At 61.3% G+C, this 14,683-nt stretch carries 13 protein-coding genes; 7 read left to right on the top strand and 6 right to left on the bottom strand.

The window, feature by feature from the left end:
- Positions 1–3 precede the first annotated feature (3 nt).
- The 7 genes from BN32_RS09290 to BN32_RS09320 all read left to right on the top strand — a co-directional run bounded on the left by BN32_RS09290 (position 4) and on the right by BN32_RS09320 (position 8,015).
- Positions 4–468 carry a GFA family protein gene (locus tag BN32_RS09290; RefSeq protein ID WP_040425601.1) on the top strand — a complete coding sequence of 155 codons (465 nt, stop codon included), beginning with the start codon at positions 4–6 and terminating at the stop codon, positions 466–468.
- A 41-nt stretch (positions 469–509) separates the two neighbouring features.
- Positions 510–2,669, top strand: a complete 2,160-nt coding sequence (gene scpA / locus BN32_RS09295; protein WP_019197897.1) for a methylmalonyl-CoA mutase — start codon at positions 510–512, stop codon at positions 2,667–2,669.
- Positions 2,670–2,687: 18 nt separating this feature from the next.
- Positions 2,688–3,503 (top strand): DUF3298 and DUF4163 domain-containing protein, encoded by an 816-nt coding sequence (locus BN32_RS09300; protein WP_019197898.1) that lies wholly within the window; start codon positions 2,688–2,690, stop codon positions 3,501–3,503.
- Positions 3,500–4,483, top strand: coding sequence for a methylmalonyl Co-A mutase-associated GTPase MeaB (meaB, locus tag BN32_RS09305; protein WP_019197899.1), 984 nt, complete (start codon positions 3,500–3,502; stop codon positions 4,481–4,483). Before BN32_RS09300 ends, meaB begins: the two co-directional genes overlap by 4 nt.
- Entirely contained in the window at positions 4,483–5,148 is a 666-nt protein-coding gene (locus tag BN32_RS09310; protein WP_019197900.1) for a pyroglutamyl-peptidase I, read from the top strand. Before meaB ends, BN32_RS09310 begins: the two co-directional genes overlap by 1 nt.
- Before the next feature lie 103 nt (positions 5,149–5,251).
- A complete protein-coding gene (locus tag BN32_RS09315; RefSeq protein WP_019197901.1) occupies positions 5,252–6,499 on the top strand; it encodes a multidrug effflux MFS transporter in 1,248 nt (415 codons plus the stop codon).
- A 145-nt stretch (positions 6,500–6,644) separates the two neighbouring features.
- The gene (locus BN32_RS09320; RefSeq protein WP_019197902.1) at positions 6,645–8,015 is read left to right on the top strand and encodes a TIGR03808 family TAT-translocated repetitive protein; all 1,371 of its coding nucleotides are present in this window, start codon (positions 6,645–6,647) and stop codon (positions 8,013–8,015) included.
- Here the strand turns inward: BN32_RS09320 and BN32_RS09325 are convergent.
- From BN32_RS09325 to BN32_RS09350, 6 genes are all read right to left on the bottom strand, one after another.
- Positions 7,971–8,300, bottom strand: coding sequence for a TIGR03809 family protein (locus tag BN32_RS09325; protein WP_019197903.1), 330 nt, complete (start codon positions 8,298–8,300; stop codon positions 7,971–7,973). The genes BN32_RS09320 and BN32_RS09325 overlap by 45 nt on opposite strands.
- 165 nt (positions 8,301–8,465) lie before the next feature.
- Entirely contained in the window at positions 8,466–10,757 is a 2,292-nt protein-coding gene (locus BN32_RS09330; protein WP_019197904.1) for a DUF4384 domain-containing protein, read from the bottom strand.
- Between the two features lie 80 nt (positions 10,758–10,837).
- Positions 10,838–11,410 (bottom strand): OmpA family protein, encoded by a 573-nt coding sequence (locus BN32_RS09335; RefSeq protein ID WP_019197905.1) that lies wholly within the window; start codon positions 11,408–11,410, stop codon positions 10,838–10,840.
- Positions 11,411–11,593: 183 nt separating this feature from the next.
- Complete coding sequence (locus BN32_RS09340) at positions 11,594–13,036, bottom strand: S8 family serine peptidase (protein ID WP_019197906.1); 1,443 nt, start codon at positions 13,034–13,036, stop codon at positions 11,594–11,596.
- Positions 13,037–13,220: 184 nt separating this feature from the next.
- Positions 13,221–13,892, bottom strand: coding sequence for a hypothetical protein (locus tag BN32_RS09345; protein WP_019197907.1), 672 nt, complete (start codon positions 13,890–13,892; stop codon positions 13,221–13,223).
- The gene (locus tag BN32_RS09350; RefSeq protein ID WP_019197908.1) at positions 13,889–14,458 is read right to left on the bottom strand and encodes a sigma-70 family RNA polymerase sigma factor; all 570 of its coding nucleotides are present in this window, start codon (positions 14,456–14,458) and stop codon (positions 13,889–13,891) included. The genes BN32_RS09345 and BN32_RS09350 overlap by 4 nt, the downstream gene beginning before the upstream one ends.
- Positions 14,459–14,683 lie beyond the last annotated feature (225 nt).

The raw sequence follows: 14,683 nt of genomic DNA on the forward strand, positions 1-14,683 counted from the left end.
GCCATGAAGGAACGAGTTCCCGTTCTGACCGGCGGTTGCCAATGTGGCGCGGTGCGCTTTGCGTCCTACACCAAGCCGGGACGGATCAGCGTCTGCCACTGCCGGATGTGCCAGAAGGCGGTGGCCGGGCCGTTCGCATCGTTTGTTGAAATACCGCATGGTGATTTTGCCTGGACCCGCGGCACGCCGGCGACGTTTCGCTCATCATCGCTGGCGGAGCGAGATTTTTGCGCAGCCTGCGGAACACCGCTGAGCTATCGCAAGATCGACGGGACGGTGATCGAGTTGCTGACCGGTGCTTTCGATCGGCCCGATCACGTCATTCCGACCTATCAAATCGGCGTTGAATCGAAGCTCGCCTGGATCAGCCATCTGCACAACCTTCCCGGCAAAACGACATCAGAAGCCGCAGGTTCTGCAGAAGCAGCCAGCATTGTCAGCTATCAGCATCCGGACCATAATACGTAAATGCGCGTTGCCTGATACCGCGCAAAACTCGAGACAACAGAATGACCCGCATTCCGAATTTCGCCGACGTTGCATTCGAGCAGGCCGCTGTTACCGGCGGCGAGAGCAATGCCGCGCCGTGGCTCACGCCCGAGGGTCTTCTCGTTAAGCCGAGCTACAGCGAAGCCGACCTTCAGGGCATCGACTTCCTCGATACCTGGCCCGGCATTGCGCCCTACCTGCGCGGGCCCTACCCGACCATGTATGTCAACCAGCCGTGGACCGTGCGCCAATACGCCGGCTTCTCGACGGCGGAAGATTCCAATGCCTTCTATCGCCGCAACCTCGCCGCCGGCCAGAAGGGCCTCTCGGTCGCCTTCGATCTCGCCACCCATCGCGGCTACGACTCGGACCATCCCCGCGTGTCCGGCGACGTCGGCATGGCCGGTGTGGCGATCGATTCCATTTACGACATGCGCACGCTGTTCGCCGGAATTCCGCTCGATCAGATGAGCGTGTCGATGACCATGAACGGGGCGGTGCTGCCGATCCTCGCGCTGTTCGTTGCAGCGGCCGAGGAACAGGGTGTGCCGCCTGAAAAACTGTCGGGCACCATTCAGAACGACATTCTCAAAGAATTCATGGTGCGCAACACCTACATCTATCCGCCGACGCCATCGATGCGGATCATCTCCGATATCTTCGCGTACACATCGCAGAAGATGCCGAAGTACAATTCGATTTCCATCTCCGGCTATCACATGCAGGAAGCCGGCGCGACGCAGGATCTTGAACTCGCCTATACGCTCGCCGACGGCGTCGAATATCTCCGCGCCGGATTGGCCGCCGGTCTCGATGTTGATCGCTTCGCCCCCCGGCTGTCGTTCTTCTGGGCGATCGGCATGAACTTCTTCATGGAAGTCGCCAAGATGCGCGCGGCCCGGCTGCTGTGGGCCAAGCTCCTGAAGCCGTTCAGTCCCAAGGACCCGCGCTCGCTGTCGCTGCGCACGCATTGCCAGACCTCGGGCTGGTCGCTCACCGCGCAGGACGTGTTCAACAACGTTGTTCGCACCAACATCGAGGCGATGGCGGCCACTCAAGGGCACACTCAGTCGCTGCACACCAACGCGCTCGACGAAGCGCTGGCGCTGCCGACGGATTTCTCCGCGCGCATCGCCCGCAACACGCAATTGTTCCTGCAACAGGAAAGCGGCACCACGCGGATCATCGATCCATGGGGTGGTTCCTATTATGTGGAACGGCTGACGCACGATCTCGCCGCCAAGGCATGGGCGCATATTCAGGAAGTCGAGGAACTCGGCGGCATGGCGAAGGCCATCGAGGCCGGCGTGCCAAAACTTCGCATCGAGGAAGCTTCCGCGAAGACGCAGGCGCGGATCGACGCCGGCAAGCAGGCCGTCATTGGCGTCAACAAATACAAGCCCGAGAATGAAGCCGCAATCGACGTGCTGAAGGTGGAGAATTCCACCGTGCGTCGCCTGCAGATCGACAAGCTGGCACGGCTGCGCTCCGAGCGCAAACAGGCCGACGTCGATGCAGCCCTTGCGGCACTGACGCGCAGCGCAGGCGAAGGCAACGGCAACCTGCTGGCGCTCGCGATCGATGCGGCACGCGCGAAAGCCACGGTCGGCGAAATTTCCGACGCGATGGAAAAGGTATTCGGCCGTCATCGCGCCGAAATCAAATCCATTACCGGCGTTTACAAGCGCGAGGCCGCCACCATGTCCGACCGGGTCGAAAAACTTGCAGCGCTGATCGATGCGTTCGAGGATGCGGAAGGCCGACGCCCACGCATTCTGGTCGCCAAGATCGGCCAGGATGGTCACGATCGCGGACAGAAAGTCATCGCCTCGGCGTTCGCCGACGTCGGATTCGACGTCGATATCGGGCCGCTGTTTGCTACCGCCGACGAGGCCGCGCGGCAAGCTGTCGAGAATGACGTTCATATGCTCGGCCTGTCATCGCTCGCCGCAGCCCATCTCACGGCCGTCCCGGAATTGAAGGAAGCGCTCAAGAAGCGCGGCCGCGAGGACATCATGATCATCATCGGTGGTGTGATCCCGCCACAGGACTACGATGCGCTCTACAAGGCGGGCGCCGAAGCAATCTTCCCGCCGGGCACCGTGATCGCGGATGCAGCGGAAGAGCTGATCCGTAAGCTCAACGTGCGGCTCGGGCATTCCAGCGAAGCGGCGGAGTAACCGCATCCTTATTCCGTGATGGAGTTGCTCGTGAAAGGCACGTCGCCGGTCGGCTTCGTCTGGTCTACCCTGCTGAGCTTTTGCGTTCTCCTGAGCGCGGCCGTAACGGTCCTCGCAGCGGAGCCAAAGCCCAATATTGCGCTTAAATCGAAGGCCGCCGAGATTAGCGTCACACTGGACGCGAAGATCAGGGTCAATGCAAAACTCGCAGCCTATCTGCTAGCTGACGGCAAGAAGTGGGCGAACAGCCACCTCGCCGAGGCCAACAAGCAACTCAAGGAGTCGCCGGAATTCTTCCGCGACGGCCGCGGCTGGGAACTGGAGCGCGACTACACACTCCAATCCACGGTCGCCAATCGCTATGTCAGCATTCTGCGCAGTGAATTCACCTTCACCGGCGGCGCGCATCCCAATCGCGGATTCGAGACGTTTCTCTGGGATGATCAGGCCAAGAAGCCGATCAGCATCCGCCCGTTCTTCACCGAGTTGAAGGACGACGGCCCCGCGCTGGCTGCCATCCTGAAGGCTGTGATCGCATCGCTGATCGAGGAAAAGAAAGCGCGAGGAACTTATTTCCCCGACGATCTCGGCTGGCAGAAGTACATCGAACCCAAACTCATGAAGATCGGCCCTGTTCTTCTGGCACCTTCGACCGAGCTCGGAAAAAGCTCAGGCCTTGAATTTCAGTATGGGCCCTACGCGGTGGGCGCTTACGCCGAAGGCTCCTATGAAGCATTTGTGCCATGGAGCATACTGAAGCCGTTTCTTTCGCCGGAAGGTCTGGCAATCTTCGGTGGCGAGCGCCCGGCGGAGAGTGGAAAATCCGAAAAATGAAAAGCTCCGTGACGTCCGCCCGGCTTGCTGACGATGTACGCTCCGGCGACCGCGCCGCGCTTGCTCGCGCCATCACCCTGATCGAAAGCCGCCGCGCCGACCATCAGGAACAGGCGCGCGACCTGGTGCAGACCCTGCTCCCGCTGACCGGAAACGCGGTGCGCGTCGGCATCACCGGATCGCCGGGTGTCGGAAAATCCACCACCATCGATGCGCTCGGCATGGCGCTGATCGGCAAGGGCCACAAGGTCGCAGTGCTGGCGGTCGATCCGTCGTCGGCGCGCACAGGCGGGTCGATCCTCGGCGACAAGACACGAATGGCGCGACTGTCTGCCGAGAACAATGCGTTCATCCGCCCTTCCCCGTCGTCCGGCACGCTCGGCGGCGTCGCGGCCAAAACGCGCGAGGCGATGCTGTTGTGCGAAGCCGCCAGCTTCGACGTGGTTTTGGTCGAGACCGTCGGCATCGGCCAGTCGGAAACGGCCGTCTGCGATATGACGGATTTCTTCCTCGCGCTGATGCTGCCGGGCGCGGGTGACGAGCTGCAGGGCATCAAGAAGGGGCTTGTCGAACTTGCCGACATGATCGCTGTCAACAAGGCCGACGGCGACAACCTCAAGCGCGCGAAAGCAGCCGCTGCCGAATACAACGCCGCGCTCCATATTCTCGCGCCGCGCTCCGAGCACTGGTTTCCGCCGGTCCTCACCTATTCTGCGTTAACCGGCGACGGGATCGAGGCCGTGTGGGAGAAAGTTCTCGCGCATCGCACCGCGATGATCGCGTCGGGTGACTTCGAGACCCGGCGGCGTCACCAGCAGGTCAAATGGATGTGGACCATCCTGGAGGACCGGCTGCACGCGCGCTTGCGATCCGATCCGGCGATCCGCGCCAAGGTGAAGCAAACCGAAGCCGCCGTTGCCAGCGGCCGCGTGACGCCTGCGGTCGCGGCGGAAACAATCGCGGCGCTGCTGGAGCAGTGATGGGCGACAAGCCGCGTATTCTCGTCACCGGCTTCCGGCCCTTCCCGGGCGCGCCCTACAATCCGACGGAGAAACTCGTCGAGCGGCTGCTCCGCCTGCGCCGTCCCGCGCTCGACGATATCGAACGGATCGGGCACATTTTCCCGGTGGCTTACGGCGCGGTCGATCGCGAATTGCCTTCCCTGATTGCATCTCATCGACCCGAGGCACTGTTGATGTTCGGCCTCGCCACGCGCACGCCTTTCGTGCGCATCGAGACCCGCGCACGCAACACCGTTACCCAGATCTGGCCCGACGCCGAACACACGCGTGTCCGCAGCCGGTCCATCGTTGGCGGTGCGGATTCGACCCGCCGTTTCGGGCCGCACACCCTCAAGGTGTTACGCGCGGCGCAAAGCACGGGCGTAGACGCCCGCGCCTCTCTGAGTGCGGGATACTATCTTTGCAACTATCTGAGCTGGCGCGCCATCGAAGCCACGCGGACGAATGGCGGCCCTCGTATCGCTAGCTTCGTTCATGTACCGCTGGTGCCGCGCGGCACAGCGGAGCGCCACTCAGGTTCACCGAACCGGGTGACGTTCGTGCAACTGGTGGACGCAGGCGAAGCGATGCTCATGGAGGTGGCAAATCTGGCCCGGCGTCTGGCGCGAGATCGAGCAGACTGATTTCCGTCCGCAAATCCGTCTGGCAGCCATTCGGGAAGTAGCGTTGTGCGCCGCAATATCGGGGCCTAAGTGAAGAGCTCCTCTCTACCCGAGTGATTTCTCCATGACCGATACCAGCGCCAACGCTTGGGTTTCATCGACCCACCGCCCGATGGGCTTTCGCGAGTTCGTGGCGATCGTTGCTGCCATCATGGCGCTCAATCCGCTGGCCATGGATCTGATGCTGCCTGCCCTCCCTGATGTGGCCTCGGCGTTTCACATCAGTAACGCCAACCACGTGCAGGCCGTCCTGTCGGTGTTCCTGACCGGGTTCGGCGCCGGCCAGTTCATTATCGGGCCGCTGGCGGATCGTTTCGGGCGGCGGCCCATCCTGCTCGGCGGCTTGACCGTCTACGGTATCGCCAGCCTGCTCGCGATTGTTGCGCCATCTTTCGAGACACTGCTGCTTGCGCGCGGATTGCAGGGACTCAGCACTGCGGCGGCACGGGTGATCGCCACATCCATCGTGCGGGACTGCTACAGCGGCCGCCGCATGGCGAGCGTGATGTCGCTGGCCATGATGATCTTTATTTCGGTGCCAGTGATTGCGCCATCGTTCGGACAAGCGATCATGCTGCTCGCGGAATGGCACGGCATTTTTATCGTCCTGCTGGTCTATGGTGTGCTGACACTGAGCTGGATTATCATTCGCCTGCCGGAAACTTTGCCGCTCACCGAACGCAAATCTCTTGCCGTCCGCGAGGTGGCAAACAACTTTCTTCAGACAATCAAGAACCGACAGACCTTCGGCTATGCAATTGCCGCAGGCAGCGTTCAGGGAATCCTGTTCGGTTACGTCTTGTCGTCGCAGCAGATCTTCACCGGCATCTACGGGCTTGGCCATTACTTTCCGCTGGCGTTCGCCGCGATCGCCATCGGGATCGCCATCGCCGGCTTCCTGAATTCACGTATTGTCGGACGCTACGGCATGCGCATGATCTCGCATATCGCCCTCGTCGGCCAGTTGGCCATCGCCACCGTCATGCTGACTGCTGCCCTCACCGGATGGCTTTCGCTCTCCCTGTTCATGATCCTCGCGACAGCCAGCCTGTTTACATTTGGACTGATGTTCTCCAATTTTTCGGCGCTCGCGATGGAGCCTCAGGGACACATCGCAGGAACCGCCTCGTCGCTGTTCGGATCGGTCACGACGCTAATCGGAATCGCTGTCGGCACCGCGATCGGCCAATACTATGACGGCACACTGATTCCGCTGGCGACCGGTGCGCTGCTGAGTTCGGTGGTGGCGCTTGCTGTCGTGTTCGTGGTCGAGAAAGGCCGCCTGTTCACGCCGCATAACGTGCCGGTTTAACGGTTTCTCCGGCTCGATTCCATTAACCCTACCATCGACAATCCTCTGCAAATGCGCCCGCGCGGGCATCGTTCGCTGCATTCCTGCATTAGGTCTTACGATGCGTTTCCGGTTCGGAAGCGCTATCAGACGATCGGGCCGCCGCATGGACATTAGCCGCCGCAAGCTCATCAACGCCACCGCCGCCGGAGCCGCGGCAGGAGCGTTAGCGGCTGCGCCTGAGCCTGCACGAGCTGCGCCGCTGACATCGACGCTCGGGCGAGACGCCACGCAGTACGGCGTGCGGCCAAACAGTCCCGATGACCAGACCCGCGCCCTCCAGCGCGCCATCAACGAAGCTTCCAACGCCCAGATGCCGCTGGCGCTGCCGCCCGGCACCTATCGCACCGGCGCGCTAAAGTTGCCGAGCGGCGCCCGGCTTGTCGGCGTCCGCGGCGCGACGGTTCTTCAATTTACTGGCGGAGCGTCGTTGGTCGGCAGCCAAGGCGCGAGCGGTATCTCCCTCGCCGGCCTCGCGCTCGACGGCTCCGGAATCAAGCTCCCCAAGCGGCGCGGGCTGGTGCATTTCGAGAATGGCCTCGATGTCCGTGTCCAGGACTGCGACATCGTCGGAAGCGTCGGAAACGGCATCTGGTTCGAAAGCATCGCGGGCGAAGTCAGCGGCAATAGCATTCGGAAAACGGCGAATACGGCATTCACGTCGTTCGACGCGCTTGGGCTGCTGGTCGCGCAGAACACCATTCAGGATGCATCGGACAACGGCATCGAAATCCTGCGTCATGCGATCGGCGATGATGGCACCATCGTCGTCAACAACCGTATCGATGACATCAAGGCAGGTCCCGGCGGCTCCGGCCAGCACGGCAACGCCATCAATGCGTTCCGTGCCGCAAATGTCATTGTCAGCGGCAACCGCATCCGCAACTGTGACTATTCGGCCGTACGCGGCAACTCGGCATCGAACATCCAGATTACCGGCAACAGCGTCAGCAATGTCCGCGAAGTCGCGCTCTACTCGGAGTTCTCATTCGAAGGCGCGGTGATCGCCAACAACACTGTCGACATTTGTGCTGTTGGTGTGTCGGTGGCCAACTTCAACGAAGGCGGCCGCATCGTGACCGTCCATGGCAACGTCATCCGGAATATGTTGCCCAAGCGCCCGATCGGGACCGCGCCTGATGACGACGCCGGGATCGGGATCGTCGTGGAAGCCGACGCCGCAGTCACCGGCAACGTGATCGAGAACGCGCCCTCGTTCGGCATCATGGCCGGTTGGGGAAAATATCTGCGCGACGTAACCATTACCGGCAACGTCGTGCGCAATGCTTTCGTCGGGATCGGCGTATCAGTGGTGCCCGGGGCCGGCACGGCACTCGTCAGCAACAACCTGATTTCAGGATCGAGGGGCTCTGCGATCGTCGGGCTCGATCATGCCAAGACGGTGACGACCGATCTCGGCGCGGACGGAACGTCACGCTTCTCGCAAATCGTGCTTGGTCTCAACGCCGTTCGCTGACAGCATTTGCGTGAATGGCGACGGTGGGCTGGCGGCGTTCTCAGTTTGCGCGATAGCCACCTCGGCCGGCTTGTCCTGAACCGGATCAGGAGGAGCAAGCTGCTCCCACGTCGCCAGCGCCACCCGGGCCTCCTGAATGACTTTCAGGAATTCCGGCTCCTTGTAATAAACCCTCCAGCGGCCGGTTTCGTAGAGCTCGATCAGATACTGAAGGCGTCGCTCCGCCAGCATGCGCCAGCGCGCTACGACACTTCGCCCGTGTTCGGCATTGCCGGAATTGGCCATTTCGCTTCCAAGAAATATCGCTGAAAAAGCACGTTCAGAAAATCACGCAAACGCAACGAATCGCTCGAACTTCGCAACAAGTACAATACCTACCTCAACCTCTGCCACAGATACATGCAACTTTCGTGACCCGGACTGAACGCCGGCACGAAAGCACTCGGTTGATTAACGCACCTGAAGCCGGATCGCGGCGCGGAGCGACGTCCGCGATCCTACCGACGGCGGATCACGGCCGGAGACTGCGGCCGTGCCAGCATTCGTCGTTCCCGCAACAGAAGGTGTACCGGGCCTGACGGATTCGACCGCAATCGAACGCGCCAGAGTCTGGGTGTAATTCGGTACCGGCGTGAACTGGTTCTTGTTGAAATCGTGCTGGATACGGTCCCCACCCCCCGCCAGGGTGGCGCACACCGCGGTCACGGTCTCGATCCCCTTGTCCTTCATCCGGAACTGGAATGGCGCACCGGCACCCGGGAATTGGATCGGCACCCCGGCTCTGATGAAATTGTCTCGTTGAAAGGTGTTAGGCAGCAGCACTGTCCCCTCACCCCTTTCGTCAATGTCCGTCAGGGTCAGGAAGCAGTCACGTGGCGCCACGACGGTAAAGACCGGCGTATCGCCGAATCGGTAGCTGTCCCGGTCCGACGTCAGGGACAGGTCATCACTGTTGCGGATCGGCTGTGGCACGGGCTGGGACGGCCGCGTATGCCTGATCGCGATGATCTTGAGATCGGTGAGGTCCGGTGCAATTCCGCGGAACGACACTTCGAACTGGTCGCGCGGAACAGCACCCTGCGCGAGCCGTCGGACCAGCAGCCGGTATTTCTGGTCGACATCCGCGATGCCTTCATTGAATTCGGCCTTCTTGAGGCCAAGCTCTGATGCCGCCAGCGTCAGGTCGAGATCGTCCTCATAGCGCTTGGCCAGCGCATTGATCATCTCGATGCCGTTCAGCTTCAGCGTCGAATCGAGGCCAGCGCGCTTCATTGCATCCGCGAACCGCTTCGCGTCGTCTTCGATCAACGCATCCATCTTGTCATGCGGCGGATACAATTCTTCCACGGCATCGCGAACATCCTTCGGGAACACCCGTCCCTTCAGAACCAGTTCGCGAACGTCGTCCTTGGCCTTGCGCATACCCTGATCATGGCAGCCCATGCAGGAAATGCCGTTGGTCACCGAAAAATCCTTGCGCGACGGATCGCGCACAATGGCGGTCGGCCCCTTGTCGATCCGGTCGCCCTTCGCCGTGTTCAGGTAGTAGGCCTGGAAGCCGTTCGGCAGGCTGAAGATCGTTTCGCCGCCGTCGTGATGAAAAGCGTTCGGGCCGTTCGGACCAAGCGGGAAATCGAACAGGCTCTGACGGTCGCGGTTGCCCGCGAAGTCATACGAGGTCCAGAAGAATCCGGTGCGCGAGGGATGCCGCTCAATCAGGCGGTTGTTCTGGCTGACACCAGAGCGCTGGAACGCCGCACGCTGTGCAACGAAGTTGCGGATATTACCCTCGACGTCCACCCCCTGCTCCCTCGCCAGTTGCTGGAAGGTGTTCGGCAGTTGCAGCAGCACATCATAGAGCGGCGGCTGCGACGCGGTGAACGCGAACCAGTCGGCGCGCACATAGGGAATCGGCGTCGCCGTGCCGGAGGCAAGCGTGCGACTGGATTCGGAATCCGGCACAGCGTTGTACGGATACACCGCAGTCACGTTGTCCCAGTCGGCAGCTTTCCAGCCGAGATCGAGAAGATTGAAGCGCAGGATGCTGCCTTCTGGATCAATCGTTTCCAGCTTGACGACGTCGGATGAGCGGCTCAGCGAGTTGAGAAACTTCACTGCCGCCTGCCGATAGACTTTCATCGCAGCCGGATCGACGCAGATATTGGTGAGATGAGTCAGCGTCAGGTAGCGCGTCGTTACCCGGCGCTGCGGCCGCTGCTTATCGAGGTCGGCGACCATGAAGGACACCATGTCGTCAGGCGTGACAAACTTGTGAGCTTCGCAACCGGCAACGGCCTTGGCGCCGAGTGCGCTGACCCAGTTCTCAAGCGCCTTGAGATCGGCCTCTGACGGCGGCGCATGTGATGAGCCCTCGTAATAGATGTCGTAGGGCATCTCTTTGTCGACGATCTGGCGGAACAGCTTCGACCCCAGCGGATTTCCCGGCAAGATGTAATGCGGGTTGGCCGCAAGCTCATCAAGCTTGAGAACATTGCCGAAATTCTTCGCAGGCCGCTCGCGATCAGCCAGTTTGCCTTGCTGATGACAACGTGCGCAGTGGGCATCGAGGACATCGAACGCGGCTTTAGCAACCGGGTCAGTTGGCGGAACGATTGCGATTGCCGTCGCGGGCGTATCCTTCTTCGCATCCTGTGCGGCCGACGGTCCGGTGACGCCGAGAATCACTCCCACCGCAACAGCTATGCCAAACGCACGCAGAGCAATCGCCGCAAACCCGCTCATCAATATGTCCCCTCAAAACCGTCGGTTTGGCCATCAACGTCACGGATTGGTCGCGCCAGCAGCCGGGCGGGTTCAGACAATCAACGCCCCGCTGTTGCCTGCACGGTGGTGTTAACGATTTGCACGCGGCGGTTCTCCTCACCAAGCGGGTTGCCTGGATTCCTGAGTTGCTCCTTGCCGAAGCCCGCCGCGATCAGCGTATCGGGAGCGAGCCTGTATTGCTCGATCAGAACGCGCCGTACCGAATTCGCGCGGCGTTGCGACAGCATCTGGTTGTAGTCCGCGCTACCCGCAGCATCGGTATGGCCGTTGATGAAGAACACCGCCCCCTTCAGGTCCTGCCGCGACAATGCATTGCCGAGCGAAACCAGAGCCGGGATCGCCCTCGGGCTGATGTCGGCCGAGTTATATTCGAACGGGATTTCGAGATCGATGGCCGGCTTGTCGCGCGCGATTTCCGCGATCTGCGCCCGCTCATCGGCAGTCGGCGCTTGAGCGGGTTCAACACTGATGGAGCGTGTCCGCAAACGGTCGACAACCTGCTTTTCTGCCTCGGCCCTCGGATCCGGCGCCGCCGCGACACTGCGCGTCAGCGGCTTCTTGGCCTGCAGCGCCGTTCCGATCTTGTCCTCAAGCGACTGCGCATGAAGCAATGCGGGACAACAAGAAAAGACCAAAACCAGGGCCGCGCCCCTGACAAATCCAACTCGCCCAAATCGATTCTGCATGCCGCAGTGTCTTTCACAAAAATACTTTTCGCAGCAAAATTCGTATGAAGCCGCCCGTAGCCTCCCCGGAGCTCCCCTGGGCGGTCAACAATCCCGCAAATTATGCCGTCAACGTTTGGACGTGCTGTCCGATGCAGCAGCCACCGGTGCAGGTATCACGGCCGAAACCGCGCTGAACGCATCGGCCTGCCCAGCGCCGAACTGGTCGTCGCGCCCCTTTGGCCCGAGATCTCGTGCCGTCGACGTCAGTGTCGCACGAACGTCAGCCGATGAAATCTCTGGATTCCGAGCGATGATCAGCGCCGCCACGCCACTGACATAGGCGGCAGACAGCGAGGTCCCGGACGACATCTGATACTTGCCGTCAGGCGCGGGCGAAAGAATGTCCACTCCAGGCGCGGAGATCGCGACATAGCTACCGCGATTTGACTGCGCGAACAGCCGGTCCGACTGATCGGTTGCTGTCACGGCGATCACGTTACGGTCCGCCGCGGGATAGAGCGGCGGCGACTTCGCGCCCGCATTGCCGGCGGCGGCCACCAGAACGATGTCCTTTGCGGCGGCGGCGGCAAGCCCACGCTCCATCGCCGGATCGTGCGGACCCGCGAAGCTCATATTGATGATCTTCGCATTCTTTGCGATCGCGTAATCGAGACTCTTCAGAATCAGGAAAGACGTGCTTTCCGCACCGCTTTTCTGGGAGCCGAACGCCCGGATCGCCAGCAGATGCGACGACGGCGCCGTTCCCATCAGGCGCGCATGGGAAGCGATGACGCCTGCGATACTGGTGCCGTGATGATGCGGCCCTTCCCCATTGTTCAGTGCGTCGAACGTGCCTGTGATTACGCCGGCCAGTTCTGGGTGGGTGACATCGACCCCCGAATCGATCACCGCAATCGTTACATCCGCGCCGACCGAGAGCGCGTGCGCTTCAGGCAGACGCATCTTGGAGAGCGCATACTGCAGCGGATCGCCCTCGGATTTTACAGCCGCAGGGGGCGCATTCTGTTGAAGTTTGAAGATGTTGTTGCGTTGTGCCGCCCTGACGTTCCCACCGGCGACCAGTTCGCGCACCACGGCGTCGACCGAGCGCCCGTCGGTAATCCGCCATCGGAAGAACGTGCTGTCGGTCAGGGGGAAATTCTGCGACTGAACCCGCGTCAGACGGTGACGCCGTGCGATGTCATCAGCCTGCGCGTCTGTTGGGCTACCCGCGATCTCGATCAACACTTCCTTCGCGACGTAGGTATTGTCCGTGGCGGCGGGTTTTGACTTCGCCTTGGCCTTGCTCGCGCCGCGACGGGGCGTGTAGCCATCATCCGGCGGGCCCTGATTCAACTCCTGTATGATCCGGGGACGCGGCCTCGGATCGTCATATCCGTCATATCGAATGTTCGGCGAGTAACGTATCGTCGGATTGATGTTGATGCGCGGTCCCACGTTCATGCTGGGACCGGTACGCATGCTCATGCCGCTGTACTGTGCGAATGCCTGCGGAGATGCGAGGCAGAAGGTGATCGCGAAAACGGCAACCAATCTTGCCGGCCGCATAAGACGTGCCCTTCGGATGAAGCCCCGCTTACTCTTGCCTGTCTCTGTCATCTGGCGTCCTCGCAAATTCATCGGCGCGCCAGCGCGGCGCGCGGGGTCATGTCCCTCACCGCCCGAAGCTTGACCGTGCTGCCGGCCAAGCCCGAAACTTTCTACGGCATTCTACAAATGCCCAGATCAACGGTTAGTCGGCGCTCACCACGAGGCTGACAATCTTTTCGGCCTGAAGGCGTGTCATCAACTGCGCTGCCTCCTGTTTCGACATTGCCTTGTCCCCGAACTGAACACGGAACATGCCGGCCTTCGGACCCGAAACGATGGATGCGTTGTAGTTATTCAGCAATTGCGTGATGTCATCGGCCTTCGCATCGGGCGCAAACCGGAGCAAGCCGAAGGTACCCGCCGTCGACTGGGCCGGAAACGCAGCCGTCTGGAAGTTACCGGGCGCGCGATCCTTGACCAGCACGGTTCCGATCACCCCCGCCTGCAGCAGGACCAACACCGCACCGGCAACGCCTGCATAGGCCAGCGTGCGTGGCGACAGACTGGAGAAGAATCCTGCGATACGCATCACGGGGTTGAACGCCGCGCCCTTGCGCGCTGGCTCGGCATCAATGGCGGCGAACAGCTTCTGCATGGCTCGCGACGACGGCGCGCCAAGGCTCTCGTTCAGCAGGATGGTTTCAGCATATTCGTCCTGAATCGCCGCATATTGCCGCGCCAGATCGGGGTCACTGGCGAGCGCCTCATCGACGCGACGGGCGTCACGCAAGTTGAGCGTGCCCGCAGCATGGAACGGCAACAGAGCCTCGATCTCGGTGGGCTCGCGATCGGTTTGCTTGCTCGTGGCAGTCATGGCCAACCTCGCTCTATGCCGGCTGCCTTGAGCAGCTCAGCCAATTTCTTTCGCGCGTAAAATAGGCGCGTCTTCACCGTATTCTCCGGGATGCCCACGATTTCGGCCACTTCTTCCACGGACTTCTCGTGGTAGTAGACGAGATCGACGATCTCCCGATGTTCTGGCGAAAGTGCGGTGAGGCAATTCCGCAATGCGTTACCCGTGTCCTTCTTCGCGACCGTGACTTCCGGGTTATCGGACGTGTCCTCGATCGCGGCAGCCGTCTCATCGTCCAGTTCCGCGTCCTTCCTCTTGCGGAGGGCAGACAGGGCCTTGAACCGGGTGATCGCCAGCAACCACGTAGAGACGGCGGACCGGCCCTCGAACTTGCCGGCCTGACGCCACACATCGAGGAAAACCTCACTGATGAGATCTTCCGCGATGGACTCGTTTCGAACGAGCCTCAGCGAGAAGCGGAACACCCGTACATGGTGCCTTCCGTAAAGCACCTGCATGGCGAGCCGGTCACCTTGGGCGATGCGACCGATCAGAACCTCGTCCGACGTCGCGTGGGTTGCACTCAATGGCCGTCTCGCAAGGTTGGTCGCGCGCGACTGGGAAGGGGTTCGATCAAATCAGTGAAAATCTTCGCGATTTCCCGAAATTGGCCGGGGTGGCGACGCAAAATGCCCCTGATTCATGGACAAGGGCAAGTCACTCGGCCCTTTTGGCAGAAAGAGGTATTAATTTACCAAAATTCATCAAGTCTCGACACCAAGAAACGTTGGGCCTTTCGCTCCCTCCCAATG

The sequence above is a fragment of the Afipia birgiae 34632 genome (assembly GCF_000308295.2).
GTDB classification, from domain to species: domain Bacteria; phylum Pseudomonadota; class Alphaproteobacteria; order Rhizobiales; family Xanthobacteraceae; genus Afipia; species Afipia birgiae.

What these genes read in the sequence shown, in the direction of transcription:
- BN32_RS09330 (WP_019197904.1), bottom strand. Translation starts at nt 10,757, where the DNA reads ATGAGCGGGTTTGCGGCGATTGCTCTGCGTGCGTTTGGCATAGCTGTT.
- BN32_RS09320 (WP_019197902.1), top strand. Translation starts at nt 6,645, where the DNA reads ATGGACATTAGCCGCCGCAAGCTCATCAACGCCACCGCCGCCGGAGCC.
- BN32_RS09290 (WP_040425601.1), top strand. Translation starts at nt 4, where the DNA reads ATGAAGGAACGAGTTCCCGTTCTGACCGGCGGTTGCCAATGTGGCGCG.
- BN32_RS09310 (WP_019197900.1), top strand. Translation starts at nt 4,483, where the DNA reads ATGGGCGACAAGCCGCGTATTCTCGTCACCGGCTTCCGGCCCTTCCCG.
- meaB (WP_019197899.1), top strand. Translation starts at nt 3,500, where the DNA reads ATGAAAAGCTCCGTGACGTCCGCCCGGCTTGCTGACGATGTACGCTCC.
- BN32_RS09345 (WP_019197907.1), bottom strand. Translation starts at nt 13,892, where the DNA reads ATGACTGCCACGAGCAAGCAAACCGATCGCGAGCCCACCGAGATCGAG.
- BN32_RS09340 (WP_019197906.1), bottom strand. Translation starts at nt 13,036, where the DNA reads ATGCGGCCGGCAAGATTGGTTGCCGTTTTCGCGATCACCTTCTGCCTC.
- BN32_RS09300 (WP_019197898.1), top strand. Translation starts at nt 2,688, where the DNA reads ATGGAGTTGCTCGTGAAAGGCACGTCGCCGGTCGGCTTCGTCTGGTCT.
- scpA (WP_019197897.1), top strand. Translation starts at nt 510, where the DNA reads ATGACCCGCATTCCGAATTTCGCCGACGTTGCATTCGAGCAGGCCGCT.
- BN32_RS09315 (WP_019197901.1), top strand. Translation starts at nt 5,252, where the DNA reads ATGACCGATACCAGCGCCAACGCTTGGGTTTCATCGACCCACCGCCCG.
- BN32_RS09325 (WP_019197903.1), bottom strand. Translation starts at nt 8,300, where the DNA reads ATGGCCAATTCCGGCAATGCCGAACACGGGCGAAGTGTCGTAGCGCGC.